Raw genomic sequence first — 14,415 nt, forward strand, 5'->3', positions numbered from 1 at the left:
CCAGGATCAAACTCTCATTAAAGTTAATCTAACTCAGTCATTTCTGACTTATTTTCGTATTTTTGACAGGTTAATTCCTTAACCCGCACGCTTGGTTTCTTGTCTATTCAGTTCTCAAAGGTCTTTCCTGCCGTTAAAAGCAACTCTTATAGTCTACTATCTCATTTAGAAATTGTCAATACTTTTTTTAATATTTTTTAACTATAATTTTTACTGCCTTCTAGCCTTATTAGTGTACCATCATTTCCTGTATGCTGTCAATATGGCTTGAAAAAAATTAGAAAATTTTTCTAAAATGTTTTGCCAACCTTGGAAATAAATAACAAGCAAGTGAAGGCACCTGCTTGTACTTACTCTATCATTCCTCTAAGCCAGTTCTTTTGAAAATCTCATCCACACGCTTAGTATAATAGGCAGGATTGAAGATTTCGTCGATTTCTTCTTGGCTCAGGCGGGAAGTCACTTCTGGATCTGCTTCTAGCAGCGGTTTGAAGTCTATTTGATTATCCCAAGACTGCGCAGTCTTAGGCTGGACAAGGTCGTAAGCCTGCTCACGGGTCATGCCTTTTTCAATCAAGGCCAGCATGGCACGCTGGCTGAAGATAAGACCAAAGGTAGAGCCCATGTTGCGCTTCATGTTTTCTGGGAAGACCGTCAGGTTCTTGACGATATTGCCATAACGGTTGAGCATGTAGTCAATGAGAATAGTCGTATCAGGCGCGATAATACGCTCAGCTGAGGAGTGGGAAATGTCGCGTTCATGCCAGAGGGATACATTTTCATAGGCCGTCACCATGTGACCCCGGATGACACGCGCAAGGCCCGTCATGTTTTCTGAACCAATTGGGTTACGTTTATGAGGCATGGCTGAGCTTCCCTTTTGACCCTTGGCAAAGAATTCTTCCACTTCGCGCTGTTCTGATTTTTGCAGACCGCGGATTTCCGTCGCCATACGCTCGATTGAGGTCGCGATGCTGGCCAGCACTGCAAAGTATTCTGCATGCAGGTCACGCGGCAGCACTTGGGTTGAGATTTCCTGAGCACGAATGCCTAATTTATCACAAACATATTTTTCCACAAAAGGCGGAATATTGGCAAAGTTACCAACGGCACCTGAAATCTTACCAGCTTCCACACCAGCGGCAGCATGTTCAAAACGCTCAATATTACGTTTCATTTCGCTGTACCAAGTTGCGAGTTTGAGACCAAAAGTCGTTGGCTCCGCATGGACACCGTGGGTACGTCCCATCATGATCGTGAACTTGTGCTCCTTAGCCTTATCAGCGATGATAGCCAGGAAATTGTCCAAATCCTTGCGAATGATGGCATTAGCCTGCTTGTAGAGGTAGCCGTAAGCCGTGTCCACTACGTCTGTCGAGGTCAAGCCAAAGTGCACCCACTTGCGCTCCTCACCCAGCGTCTCAGACACCGCACGGGTAAAGGCCACCACATCGTGGCGCGTCTCCTGCTCAATCTCCAAAATGCGGTCGATATCAAAATCCGCCTTCTCACGAATCTTGGCCACATCTTCCTTAGGAATCTCACCCAACTCAGCCCATGCCTCATCAGCGAGGATTTCCACCTCCAACCAAGCACGGTACTTGTTTTCTTCACTCCAAATATTCGCCATCTCGGAGCGTGAATAACGGTCTAACATAATTTAAGATACCAAGGGCAACAAGAAAGCGACTGAATTTTAGGAAACCAACGATGGACGCTTGCGTCCGAGGCGGTTTATCTAAATTCCGAGCTTTCCGCCCGGGTTCAGTTTGACAATTCTGGTGCCCATCTCCTTTCATTTTTTACTGCTCTACTTTTTATAATAGCCGAAAGAGCAATTCTGCTATTTGAAATTCACTCAATTATATTTTTATGAACCAGTTTATATAATAGAAATCTATCTCATCAGTTGTTTCCTCACAGTTTGCTTATACACTTCTATATCATGATTACCTTTATGTCGATACGAATAATGGTATATAAACTTAAAATTTGTATCTGGACCCAACTCACTCTGTAACAATTGCTTATTTCTTTGTATAGATTTTTTAACTTCATCACCTAATGAAATAATCAATGGATTTTTAACACCAAGTTCTAGTAATTCTTGAATTAAATTGTTGATTTGAACTGATTCATAGTTACTATCTTTTCTTAATTTCTTGCCAACTTCTTGAGAATTACTATTTCGATACCCTCTTGGTTCCCCATCTTCATCATATTTTACTAAATCCGTTAAATAGGCTCCTAGAAAATTATTATCAACACAGATAGCTTTTAACTTGTCATCATTCTTTTGAACCCCTTCAACATGCTCGTGAAAGCTTTGAAAATTCATAACATAACTATCCAAATCATCTTCTGTTCTATCTGCAAAATTTAAAGCAAGAATTACTATATTAGGGTTCAAATTTAAACTATCTAGACTAGACTGGGAATCTATTTCATTTAAAGTATTAACAGCTGAGTCATAATTTCCTAACGATCTATTTTCCCAAACTGCCCAACTAGATACCTTACCTAGTTTTTCTTTATTCCTTAAAAAAGCATCTAACAACAACTTCTTCATTTCAAATACCCCTTTCTAGAAATCAATCCCCTCTCCAAACTCCCTCACTTCATCTGGCTCATCACTAAACACCATCACATTCCCCGTTTTGCCTGTTGTGTTCACCACAACAAACTCATTTTATTGAACAATATTTCTACGACTATCTTGCTACTAAACTAACATAAACGCAGCACATAGGCCTGAAAAAATATTAGCGCCTGCATGGATAATCCAACTTGGAATAATGGATCCTTGGCTCTTTTGTTCATTGATATATCCCATCCCATAAGCAATGACAAATGTGAACACTGTTATCATGATTGTAGAACCAATATCTACCGCTTTAAAAAATATGAGACCATGTACTAAAGCAAAACACAAGGACTGAATGCTATTAGCCAAGGGAAAGGCCAGTTTTTGCATAAGGCGTTTCAATAAGAATCCTCTAAAGAACAATTCTTCCGGCAAAGCGGTATTAAATATCCCATAAATGAGAATAGCGGGTAACACTTTAAAACCACCACCTCGAAAAACGGTTGTGGCCGTTGATGTTCCCTTTAAGCGGAATAAAACAAAAAGAGAAAGGAGCAAAAATAATACTGTCATCACCAGTAGGGGCACAAAGACTTGTTTAAAATCATGTTTACGGACTTTCCTAAAGCCTAGCCAGTCTAGAAAGGTAGCGTGTTTCCTGTCTATACCAAACCAATAAATAAATGGAATGATAGCAAATAATACTATTTCTAAAAAGCTGCTGATGACTTTTGAAATGAATAGTTCCATGTGTTAACCTCCTGATACCATTATACTATTTCAACATCTCTTATCCAGTCTTCAATAGAACCGATTGTTTCCATGTTTGTTCTCCAGTTAGGGTTTTAGCATCTCAGAATGTAAGTGACGAACGGTTAATTATAATATAAGATATTAAGAGCGTTAAGCGGACAGTCTAAGATTTTCTTATACAATCCACTACCTGTACTCTTTTCTATTTTTATAAATCAAGTAATATTGAAAAATCATTCCTCATCATTTTTAGCATCTCCGTTTTCATTCATATCACCAAAACCGTTTTGTAAGGGTAATTGTCTAAGTATAGAAGACATGTTTTGCAAAGCTTTGTCTACACCTGAGTCAATTTTGGGTACTTGAATATTCTTAAATGCATCTATCATTGATGTTAGTGCAATGTTTAAATTTGCATTATTAGCGTAAATTCTCTCCGTTGCTGGTCTTATAACTTCAGTTACTGCTTTCGATAAATTCACTATGTTAACCAATGTCCTTTGCTGCTTAGAAATGTCATTAAACAGTCTTCTAGTTGATTCAAAGTCCCAATTAGTAAGCATTTTATCCTTAAGAGCTTCTAATTCTGTACTTACATCAGATAGCAAAGAATCTATTTTTTGGTAACGTCTATAGCTTATCATATGAAAGTGCATAACATCATTTCTATACTCTCTGATTTTATCATAGTTATTTTTGAGTATATCCTTGCTACTATCAGTAGTAAAATTCAAAAAATACTTTTCCCAAATAGTAATTGGTAACGCAGAGTTTATTATTTTTTTCAAATCATGTTCATTTTTATTTTGAAAACTTTTAAAATGTTCAGATAAACTATCAATTTGGTTTAAATTTAATTCAAATATCAAAGTGTGAAGTTCGGCAATCTGCAGATTTTCCATATAGTTTATCGTATGAATTTTTGATAAATCTATTTTATCGTTAGTCTTTTCCTTGATAATTTTTATAACATTTTCATCTTCCAATGGAGACAAAGCCAGTACAAAAATTTTCCGTAAAGTTGATTCATATCTTTGAAATTTAGGATAAAGCCTTTGTGCAAAATAGCTAGATAAATCATTGGACAAAACTGAATATTTTAAATGATTTTTCCCTAAAAGCTCTTTAAACTTTGAAACAAAATTTTCAAAGTTTTTTGCCGATCCAAATTTATTCTTATTATATTCATAACTAAGTAAAATTTTGACAATTCCGCTCGATAATTGTTGTATCTGTATCACAAAGTCGGTCCCTTCAAAAGAAGATTTATACTTTTCCGAACGGTTAACCTTAATATACTTATCTCCAACTTTAACACTTCCATCAGGGATAATACCAATGACTTCAAAGCTAAGTAATAATTCATCAAGTTCAGTAATACTAATATTTTTCGTTAATAATTCAACCTCGAATTTCATATTTATTCTCTAAAAATCCACTCCTTCCCCAAACTCTCTCACACTATTCGGCTCATTACTAAACACCGTCACATGCCCCATTTTGCGGTTATGCTTGGCTTCTAGTTTACCATAAAGGTGGAGGTGGGCGCTAGGGTTGGCGCGAACATAGTCTTGCGCTGCTTCCATATGTTGGCCGAGGACATTGAGCATGACAGCCGGCGCATGCAGGTGAATGGCGGGCAGGGGTGCTCCAAGCACGCCTAGGATATGGGTGTCAAATTGCGAAAAGTCGCAGGCTTCGATGGAATAGTGCCCTGAGTTGTGAGGGCGCGGTGCGATTTCGTTGACGATGATGTCATCAGACGTCGCAAACATTTCCACGCAGAGGGTGCCTGAAAGTTTGAGTTTTTGGGCAATTTGCACGGCCATGCTCTTAGCCTTCTCAGCCAATTGATCAGAAATGCGAGCTGGAACAACGGTCTTTGAGAGGATATTGTTGCGGTGGATATTTTCCTGAACAGGGAAGACCGGCACGTCCCTACCATTGCCTGACACAATAACCGAGATTTCAAGGTCAAAGTTCACAAACTCTTCCAAGACACACTCGGCAGAGTTGGCTAATTGGCTAGCGGCAGCTAAATCGTCCTGTGATTTGATGACGACTTGACCATGGCCATCGTAACCGCCTGTGGCCGTTTTCAAGACATAAGTCTTGCCCAAATCCAAATTCTCCAAGTCCAGGCTGGAAGTCACGACCTTATAAGGAGCGACTGTCACACCAGCCTTGTTGGCGAGGAAGTCTTTTTCAAAGATACGGTTTTGCGAAATGCGCAGCAGGTCAGTCCCCTGCGGCAGCTGACCAGCCTTGATGACCGCGTCCAGTCCGTCGGCATCGACATTCTCAAACTCATAAGTGAGTACATCACAGCGCGCAGCCAGTTGACGCAAAGCGTCCACATCATCGTAAGGCGCCACAATCATCTCAGACACGCGCGAGGCAGGACAATCCCCTGTCGGATCCAGCGTCACTACCTTGTGCCCCATGTAAATAGCGGAAATGGCCATCATCTGACCCAGCTGGCCGCCGCCGATTATGCCAATGGTTTTAGTTGAGCTCATCCGTTGAAGCCTCCGCGATTTTTCCTTGTTCCTCTGCAAAATTTGCTAACGCTACTGCCAAGTCTTGGTCTTCAATCGAGAGAATTCGCAGGGCAGTCAGGGCAGCGTTGGTCGCTCCCGCTTCTCCAATGGCCATAGTTGCCACGGGTACGCCGCCCGGCATTTGCACGATAGAGTAAAGCGAATCAAGCCCTGAAAGGGCGCGTGATTTGACAGGCACACCGATAACAGGCAGCGTTGTTTTGGCTGCTACCATACCCGGCAAGTGCGCTGCACCGCCAGCACCGGCAATGATGACCTTGATGCCGCGGTCACGTGCTTCTTGAGCATGTTTGATCATGAGGTCTGGTGTGCGGTGGGCTGAGACGACTTTTTTCTCATAAGCCACACCGAATTTATCTAAAACTTCTGCTGTCTTTTGCATGGTGACCCAGTCGGATTTTGAGCCCATGATAATAGAAATAATTGGTTTCATAATAAGATACAAAGGGACGTTTCGGTTTACCGAAAATTTCCGTAGAAGTAAAATAATCCAGTGGATTATTTTAGCCTTGAGTCTTACAACCCAAATGCGAGAGGGAAAACTAACGACGACGCTTGCGTCTAGGCCGTTTTATCTTTTTTTCCTAGGAAATTAGTCCCGTGTTCAGTTAGACTAGCCAACTAAACTTTCCTTTCTTTAAGTTTAGGGATTTACTTATTCCTTTTCTTTTTTGATACTTTTCTCAAGTGTTGGGGACGGCAGGCAGTGTTAAGTCAGGTTGACGAATTCTTCACTCAACCGACTACGGTTATCCCTATCGGATATAACCTAAACACTGCACTAACTCAGTAGCGATTTATTATCGAAATCGCTACTTCGTGTCGCGAACCTGTGGTTTCATTCCTAAAATTTGAGCCGAAGTCTCAAAATTTCCGAGTGACAGAAAGTCTCGTTTAGGGCTCGCTTACGCTCGCCCTTCTTTTTTCTAGTCTTTAATGGCTTTACTCCCGATATCAGTACGGTAGAATAGCCCTTCCGTATTTTGTTCGGCAAGTTTCTTATAAATTTTGTCCTGCGCAGCTTTGACGCTGTCAGCTGTGGTGGCCAGCATATAGACACGGCCGCCGTTTGACAGCAGCGCTTTGCTATTTTCCGCAAACTTAGCCCCTGCATAGTAGGTGATAATGTCGCCGTCGGTCTTTTCTGGTAAAGCCACGCCTTTTTCGTAGGCCAGCGGATAGCCATCTGAAGCGACCACCACACCAAGGGTCACGCCCCCATCCAGCCAAGTGATCTCAGGCTCTTTACCAGCCAAAATGTCCGTGATATTCTGCGCGAAGTCAGAAGTCAGGCGCGGTAAAATAATCTGGGTCTCGGGATCGCCAAAACGGGAGTTGAACTCAATGACCTTAGGACCATCCTTGGTCAAGATAAGCCCCGCGTAAAGCACCCCAAGATAAGGACGCCCTTCCCTAATCATGCCATCAAGCACTGGCTTGACAATACTGTCAACCGACTGGTCAATTACGCTTTGCGGCAGGTGGGGAACTGGTGCATAGGCCCCCATCCCGCCTGTATTTGGCCCCTTGTCACCGTCACAAGCACGCTTGTGATCCTGCGCCGCAGGCATGACGTAGAACTTATCCCCATTGACAAAGGCAAAGAGCGAGAACTCCTCACCGTCCAGAAATTCTTCGATAACCACACACGCACCAGAATCGCCAAACTTATTGTCCAGCAGCATTTCATGCGCTGCTTCGACCGCTTGCTCCACGGTTTCAGCCACGACCACGCCCTTGCCCAGCGCCAAGCCGTCCGCCTTGACCACGATTGGAGCGCCCTGCTTTTCGATATAAGCCTTGGCTTTTTCAAAGTCGGTAAATGTGCCATAGGCTGCTGTCGGAACGCCGTATTTGACCATGATTTCTTTAGCAAAATCTTTCGACCACTCCAGCTCCGCTGCTAACTTAGTTGGGCCGAAAACTTTAAGCCCAGCTTGGTTAAAATCATCAACGATACCAGCTGCTAAGACATCATCAGGACCGATAAAGGTCCAAGCGATGTCATTTTCTTTAGCAAAATCAATCAAAGCAGAATGTTCGGAAATTCCGATATTAACCAAATCCAACCCATCAAGGGTCATGCCATCATTGCCGGACGCCACAAAGACCTGCTCAACCTGCGGAGACTCCAACAATTTCTTCGCAATCGCATGCTCGCGACCGCCAGAACCAACAACCAAAAGTTTCATAGCTAAGATACCAAGAGCGAACAGAAAAGCAGCAGAATTTTAGGGAATCAGCGCCTTGTGCCTGCACAAAAGCCGACTCGCACCTTAAGGCAACCGCATTTGCCAACTAAAGCTAAAACAGCTGTGACTCTAACCCCCCTGCTTTCTGCCCGAGTTCAATCCCTTTCATTTACGAATTATACAGAGATATTATAACATATTTGTTCGTAATATTTACCAGAGAGAAAAAATTTAAAAATCCGCATCTTGCGAATTTTTTATAACTATACCCCCCACTGAGCAAACTGCTCACCTTTAAAAAATTTTGCTAGCAAGATGTAACGGAACACACAACTTACTACCTCCGCAACTCAAATCTTTTTTATTCTTCCTCAGGGTAAGTCATGCTCCATTCTCGGCGCAACTGGGTCATGATGGTCATGACATCCTGTGTATAGTCCAGGTGCATGCTATCCTCGATACCTGCGACCGCTTTTTCCATATCGGCGACTTCGTAGGCCAGAGCCTGAGCGGTGTCTCCTACTTCGATCACTTCTTGATGGCCATCCTCGGTATAGGTGATGACTGCTTTTTGACCGCGCGGATACTCATAAATCTCGATATAGCCTTTATCATAAGCAATAGTTCCCCGTTTAGGCTGCTTAGCGTGGAGGCTGAGGGTAATAGTCGCCATCTCGCCTTGGTCATTGGTCAGAAGGATACCGACCTGTTCATCTACACCTGTCGGTGCCAGCTTAACCTGCGAAGCTATCTGGTTGGGGCTCGATGCCATAAACCAGCGAACAAAGGACAAAGCGTAGACGCCGATATCCAATAAGGCACCGCCCGCCAAATCGCGATTAAAGAAGCGATTGGTCATATCGTAGTCTTTATAGCTGCCAAAGTTCATCTGGATAAGCTTGAGTTCACCCAATTTCTCCGAATTCACAATCTCTGATAATTGGCGGTAAATAGGCATGTGGAAAATTGTCATAGCTTCTGCTAAGACAACATGATTGTCCTCAGCTAAGTGAATAGCTTCCGCTAATTCCTCAGAGTTGAGCGTAATGGACTTTTCGCAGAGCACATGCTTACCGTGTGCCAAAGCCTTGCGTAAAAAATTGATATGGGTATTGTGGGGTGTTGAGATATAAATGATATCAACGGCTGGATCTTCAAACACTTCATCAATCTTGCCATAGACTTTCTCAATCCCATATTTTTCAGCGAAGACCACGCCCTTTTCATAGGTTCGGTTAGCGACTGAGTAGAGTTTTCTGCCCTGAGTCTGCAAGGCCTGGGCTAATTCATTAGCAATGACACCCGTTCCTAAGGTTGCCCAATTGTACTGCTTGGTTCCTGTCATAATAGTCTCCTAACGCTGGTTCAATCATCTTATAAAATATCCGCCTTGTCGCATCAAAGAAGCGGTGATCTTAATAATTTCATTGTACAAGAGTAAACAAAGGTTGTAAAGAAAAAGGATAAATAGGAATTGGAAAGAACCAGCTAGACCTCCAAAATTTTAGGCCATAAAGCAAAAGAACGTCCCAACTGAGGCGTTCTTACTTATAGGATTACCCATCTGTAACTACTGTCCCGACCCCTTGCCGGATATAAGGGAGCTGGTCGAAAGAGGTAATCACTGCTGTTTTGGTAGATTCACCATAGACAAAGTCAATAGCTGCTTGGATTTTAGGAAGCATACTTCCTGCTGCAAACTGCTTCTGAGCAATGTAGGTCTTAAGCTCAGAAGCTGTGACGGCTTCCAAAGCCTTTTGCTGAGGTGTATTGTAGTTGATATAGACATTAGTTACGTTTGTCAGGATAATCAGCCGATCTGCCTTAATATTTTTCGCTAGCATCATAGCAGAAAAATCTTTATCAATAACGGCTTCGATTCCCTGATAAACACCTCTATCATAAATAACTGGAATGCCCCCACCACCTGAACAAATTGGAATAATACCGTCTGCAACAAGACTTTTGATAGCAGCATTTTCAATAATTTTCATTGGATAAGGCGATGGCACTACTCTGCGGTAACCGCGACCAGCATCTTCCTTAAAAACAGCACTTGTTTTAGACTTTTTCCTTTCAAGCACGGCTTCTTCTTTGCTGTAAAAAGGACCAATCGGTTTGCTGGGATTCTTAAAAGCAGGATCTTCTTTATCGACTAAAACTTGAGACACAGTGGCTACAACAGAACTGGAGTTGTTGCGTTGCTGTAACTCATTTTTCAGAGCATTTTGCAGCCAGTAACCGATACTCCCCTGAGTCATAGCAACGCAGGTATCAAGACCAAATGCTGGATTAATATCCGACTCACCAGCTCTTTGCTGATTAAGCAGATTGCCAACCTGCGGTCCATTCCCGTGGCAAATGACCACCTTTTCTCCTCTTTCAATAAAATCAGCAATAGACTTAGCAACAGTCTTGACTACCTTTTTTTGACCAGTATCAGTTGGATCCTTGTCCAAAATAGCGTTGCCACCTAGGGCGATGACATTAGTAGCCATAAGTCACCTCACTTATACACTGGGCTCCTGCTGAGTGATACAGTGAATGTTGCCTCCGCCATAAACGATTTCGACTGTGTTAACACCCACTACCTCCTTATCAGGGAAGAATGCCTGAACTTGCTCCAAGGCTAGATGATCATTTTCATCACCATACTGAGGAACGATAACACCCCCGTTAGTGATGAGGAAATTCATATAAGAAGCAATGCAGATATCACCATCCTCACGTGGGATAGTCCCTTCCACATAATCAATGGCAAAATCACCCTTGATGGTAATCGTATTAACTGGGCAACAAAGTTTATGAACCTTTAGCTGACGCCCCTTGGCATCAGTCATTTTACTTAGCCTTGCATAAGCGTCTTGAGCAGCCTCGTAAAAAGGACTGCTGACATCGTCCGTATAGATACAGGCAACTTCACCTGGGGCGATAAAGCAGGCCACATCATCAATATGACCATTAGTTTCCTCTGGATCAATACCGTCTTTGAGCCACAGAACTTTTTCACAATTAAGGTAATCACAAAGTTTTTTCTCAATCGCTGCACGAGTCAGCTGTGGATTACGTCCTTGACTGAGAAGGCACATTTCAGTTGTCAAGACAGTACCCTCACCGTCCACATGAAAAGAGCCTCCTTCTAGGATAAAATCTGATGTGCGATAGGAATCAGCCCCTTCAATCTCACATATTTTTTGCGCTACTAGATCGTCCTGATCCCAAGGGAAATAGAGACCATCTACCAATCCACCCCAGGCATTGAAGGCCCAGTCTACAGCTCTGCGCTGGCCTTGACCATCGATAACAAAAGTTGGTCCACAGTCCCGAACCCAAGCATCGTTGCTGGAAACCTCATAAACTGTGATCTCAGGAGGCAGCTGTCTGCGGCAATTCTGAAATTGCTGAGCAGAGACAAGCACATTCATATTTGTAAAACGACTGACAGCACGCGCAACATCCGCAAAAGCCTTTTGTGCTGGCTTGCCACCATTGCGCCAATTATCCGGACGTTCTGGCCAAATCATAAAAACCTTATCTTGCGGTGCATACTCAGCTGGCATATAAAATCCGTCTGCTTTGGGTGTCCTACCATTAATCCTTTTTGCCATGTTACCTTTCCTCCAAATTTCATTTATTGATATGCTTTAATTTAATAATGAACTCCCCAATAATAATACAAAGAAGAGATCCGATAGTAATTGGCAGCTGCTCTGTCAAGCTGGCCTTGTCAAAGGAGAGAGGCAGGGCTGTAAATATTAGTGAAATGGTAATTAAAACCATCGGCAAGACAACCAAAACTTTGAGCAAACCTGGTCCCCCACGAACCTCAAAGGGTCTATGGATGTCTGGATCAATCTGCCGCAATCTATAAAAGGCTGGAAAAACAGGCACGTAAGATAGCAAAAACATAACCAAATTAAGAGAAAAGAAAGCCCAAAATAAATCCTGATTAGGAAGAAAAGGAGCTGCTATGATAACCACGCTTGCTACTGCTCCATTCATAATAGCCGAGCCAACTGGCATTTTATTTTTTTGACTTCTAATCTTAAATACACTAGGTAAGTCTCCGTTTTCCGCTGCATAGCAGGCCGTATTGTTGACCCCTAATGACCAGGAAATCATATTGCCAAAAAGCGTTGTTAGAAAAAGCACTGCCATAAGAATAATAAACCATCCACCAGAAGAGCCTGTTAACAGTTTAAAGCTATCCATCATACCGCTGCTCGTTGAGATTTCTCTAACAGGGATTGCAACACCAATTCCAAAAGCTGAAAAGATATAAATCGCAGCAATCACTATCCCAGCCACGATAATTGACTGCGGAATCTGTTTTCTGGGATTTTCCATATCATTGGCAAAGGTGCAAATAACCTCAAACCCTAACAGATTAAAAATGATAACAGAAATGAAAGAGAGGCTCTTAAGATCAAAACTTGGCAAGAGTGACCTTAAGGTCACATCATTAGCCATTCCCTTTGTCAAAGCCGTATAAACACCAAGCAGTCCGACTAGGAGCGCTAAAATCATCTTAATCACTGCTGCACCATTTAATATCCAGATGCTGTCACTCACCGGATAAAAGCTAATCCAAACAATAATCCATGTAAAAACGAGCTCAATAACAACCTGCAGAGGCACAGAAAACGTAATGCCTGTAATTGTTGTCAAAAGTCCCGGCGTCATAACAGCTAAGGAAGCCAACCATAGGGGAAAATTAATCCAATAGTACCACGAGACTCGCGATCCCCAGCGATGTCCGTAAGCCTTGGTTACCCAATCGTAAATACCGCCATCTCCAATATAAGTTGTTCCTAGTTCTGACGAAATCAAGCCATAAGGGAGCAAGAAAGCAATGAGCAGAAACAGCCACCAGAAAAACTGAGAGTTCCCAATGGCAGCAACCGGCGCTGCTGCTTCGGCAACAAATACAACACAGATGACTGACAGTACCGCACTTATCAGGCTAAATTTTTTCTTTTGTTCTTCCATAATGACTGCCTCTCTTATGAACAAAAATATCTTGCTGAAGTAAGGAAAAGCTCTACTCAGCAACGGCTTTATGGTTACTGATTTTGAAGGAAGTCTTCTAAATCAGCCCTTGCCTCAGATTGAAGTCCCGCATCAAGCGGATGCCTATTTTCATAATCTCTCACAAGATAAACAAGCAGTCCTCTGATAGAGGTTAGGCGATTCTCTGCTTCATCAAAGCAAATGGAATGAGCACCGTCCATCACTTCATCTGTTACTTCTTCTCCCCGAGTTGCGGGCAGACAGTGCATAAATTTACACTGGCTACCTGCTTTTGCCATCATGTCGCTATCCACTTGATACTTAGGATAAAAAATTCGCATTCGCTCTTCTTCTGACAACTCAGCTTCATAAAGTCCGTACCAAACATCTGTATAGAGAAAATCAGCACCTTCAATAGCGTCTTCCTTATCTGTTACACTATATTTACCGCCAGAACCAGCACAGACAGCATCTAATTTTTCTTTATGTTTATCATTAAGCTGGAAACCTTGAGGACCAAAATGGACAAATTCCATTCCCATCTTAGTTGTCATCAAGCCTAATGAAAAGCAGACTTGCGTAGCATCTCCAACAAAAACAACCTTACAATCCTCCAGACTTTTACCAGCCGGTAGATGTTCTAGCATGGTACAAAGATCACCAAGTTCCTGTGTTGGATGATTATAATCCGACATCCCGTTGATAACAGGTATGTAAGCATAGCGCGCTAAATCAACAACACTTTGATGGCGCTCAACACGCGCCATTAGGATATCATCTAAACGTGACAGAACCCGACTAGTATCTTCGATGGTTTCATGGCCGCCTAACTGAATTTGTCCCGGCGCAAGATACTGTGCGTGACCGCCTAATTGCGTCATAGCTGTCTCAAAAGAAACCCGTGTCCGCGTAGAAGTTTGCTGAAAAATCATACCCAGCGTTTTATTTTTTAATAAGGGTGGATAATATCCCTGCTTGATACAGGCTTTGATTTTCAAGGACAACTCTGCCAAATTGAGCAACTCTTCCTTGCTGAAATCCTCTGTGGTAATATAATCTTTTTTTGCATCCATCATCGTGCTACCTCCTTTTAATCGTTAAGCTTAAACCTGATTTATTGTAAGACTCTTTGAGTATAAGCCGTTCCGCCTAAGTTGAAAATAATCTTCAAGCTGTAAACCTCTTATTTCTCTAAATTCCGCTAAGCTTGCATTTTAGCGTGGAGCATCTAAACTGAATAATGTAAAGTTTAGATAAGTTTAGTCCCTAGGTTGATATAAAAATGTAATCGTTTTATGCTACAATTAAGCCGATA

At 42.4% G+C, this 14,415-nt stretch carries 12 protein-coding genes; all 12 read right to left on the reverse strand.

The window, feature by feature from the left end:
• Positions 1-358: 358 nt before the first annotated feature.
• Complete coding sequence (purB, locus tag AC4HAL_RS07215; protein WP_491093616.1) at positions 359-1,657, reverse strand: adenylosuccinate lyase; 1,299 nt, start codon at positions 1,655-1,657, stop codon at positions 359-361.
• Positions 1,658-1,897: 240 nt separating this feature from the next.
• Positions 1,898-2,569: a hypothetical protein gene (locus tag AC4HAL_RS07220; RefSeq protein WP_491093617.1), complete on the reverse strand. Its 672-nt coding sequence runs from the start codon at positions 2,567-2,569 to the stop codon at positions 1,898-1,900.
• Between the two features lie 153 nt (positions 2,570-2,722).
• Positions 2,723-3,334: a CPBP family intramembrane glutamic endopeptidase gene (locus AC4HAL_RS07225; protein ID WP_491093618.1), complete on the reverse strand. Its 612-nt coding sequence runs from the start codon at positions 3,332-3,334 to the stop codon at positions 2,723-2,725.
• A 236-nt stretch (positions 3,335-3,570) separates the two neighbouring features.
• A complete protein-coding gene (locus tag AC4HAL_RS07230; protein WP_491093619.1) occupies positions 3,571-4,755 on the reverse strand; it encodes a hypothetical protein in 1,185 nt (394 codons plus the stop codon).
• A gap of 9 nt (positions 4,756-4,764) precedes the next feature.
• Positions 4,765-5,856, reverse strand: a complete 1,092-nt coding sequence (gene purK / locus AC4HAL_RS07235) for a 5-(carboxyamino)imidazole ribonucleotide synthase (protein ID WP_491093620.1) — start codon at positions 5,854-5,856, stop codon at positions 4,765-4,767.
• Complete coding sequence (gene purE / locus AC4HAL_RS07240; protein WP_491093621.1) at positions 5,843-6,331, reverse strand: 5-(carboxyamino)imidazole ribonucleotide mutase; 489 nt, start codon at positions 6,329-6,331, stop codon at positions 5,843-5,845. Before purE ends, purK begins: the two co-directional genes overlap by 14 nt.
• A 493-nt stretch (positions 6,332-6,824) precedes the next feature.
• Positions 6,825-8,090 (reverse strand): phosphoribosylamine--glycine ligase, encoded by a 1,266-nt coding sequence (gene purD / locus AC4HAL_RS07245; RefSeq protein WP_491093622.1) that lies wholly within the window; start codon positions 8,088-8,090, stop codon positions 6,825-6,827.
• 361 nt (positions 8,091-8,451) lie between these two features.
• Complete coding sequence (locus AC4HAL_RS07250) at positions 8,452-9,435, reverse strand: Gfo/Idh/MocA family protein (protein WP_491093623.1); 984 nt, start codon at positions 9,433-9,435, stop codon at positions 8,452-8,454.
• Between the two features lie 211 nt (positions 9,436-9,646).
• Complete coding sequence (gene arcC, locus AC4HAL_RS07255; RefSeq protein WP_491093624.1) at positions 9,647-10,588, reverse strand: carbamate kinase; 942 nt, start codon at positions 10,586-10,588, stop codon at positions 9,647-9,649.
• 12 nt (positions 10,589-10,600) lie between these two features.
• The gene (gene aguA / locus AC4HAL_RS07260; protein ID WP_491093625.1) at positions 10,601-11,698 is read right to left on the reverse strand and encodes an agmatine deiminase; all 1,098 of its coding nucleotides are present in this window, start codon (positions 11,696-11,698) and stop codon (positions 10,601-10,603) included.
• A 19-nt stretch (positions 11,699-11,717) separates the two neighbouring features.
• A complete protein-coding gene (locus AC4HAL_RS07265) occupies positions 11,718-13,079 on the reverse strand; it encodes an APC family permease (RefSeq protein ID WP_491093626.1) in 1,362 nt (453 codons plus the stop codon).
• 74 nt (positions 13,080-13,153) lie between these two features.
• Positions 13,154-14,173: a putrescine carbamoyltransferase gene (gene ptcA / locus AC4HAL_RS07270; RefSeq protein ID WP_491093659.1), complete on the reverse strand. Its 1,020-nt coding sequence runs from the start codon at positions 14,171-14,173 to the stop codon at positions 13,154-13,156.
• Between the last annotated feature and the right edge of the window lie 242 nt (positions 14,174-14,415).

The sequence above is a fragment of the Streptococcus sp. ELY_125 genome, from assembly GCF_058314535.1.

Bases quoted from the DNA above. Each gene is read 5' to 3' on its own strand.
- AC4HAL_RS07230 (WP_491093619.1), bottom strand. From the start codon at position 4,755: ATGAAATTCGAGGTTGAATTATTAACGAAAAATATTAGTATTACTGAA.
- AC4HAL_RS07225 (WP_491093618.1), bottom strand. From the start codon at position 3,334: ATGGAACTATTCATTTCAAAAGTCATCAGCAGCTTTTTAGAAATAGTA.
- aguA (WP_491093625.1), bottom strand. From the start codon at position 11,698: ATGGCAAAAAGGATTAATGGTAGGACACCCAAAGCAGACGGATTTTAT.
- purB (WP_491093616.1), bottom strand. From the start codon at position 1,657: ATGTTAGACCGTTATTCACGCTCCGAGATGGCGAATATTTGGAGTGAA.
- AC4HAL_RS07265 (WP_491093626.1), bottom strand. From the start codon at position 13,079: ATGGAAGAACAAAAGAAAAAATTTAGCCTGATAAGTGCGGTACTGTCA.
- ptcA (WP_491093659.1), bottom strand. From the start codon at position 14,173: ATGGATGCAAAAAAAGATTATATTACCACAGAGGATTTCAGCAAGGAA.
- arcC (WP_491093624.1), bottom strand. From the start codon at position 10,588: ATGGCTACTAATGTCATCGCCCTAGGTGGCAACGCTATTTTGGACAAG.
- purE (WP_491093621.1), bottom strand. From the start codon at position 6,331: ATGAAACCAATTATTTCTATTATCATGGGCTCAAAATCCGACTGGGTC.
- AC4HAL_RS07220 (WP_491093617.1), bottom strand. From the start codon at position 2,569: ATGAAGAAGTTGTTGTTAGATGCTTTTTTAAGGAATAAAGAAAAACTA.
- purK (WP_491093620.1), bottom strand. From the start codon at position 5,856: ATGAGCTCAACTAAAACCATTGGCATAATCGGCGGCGGCCAGCTGGGT.
- AC4HAL_RS07250 (WP_491093623.1), bottom strand. From the start codon at position 9,435: ATGACAGGAACCAAGCAGTACAATTGGGCAACCTTAGGAACGGGTGTC.
- purD (WP_491093622.1), bottom strand. From the start codon at position 8,090: ATGAAACTTTTGGTTGTTGGTTCTGGCGGTCGCGAGCATGCGATTGCG.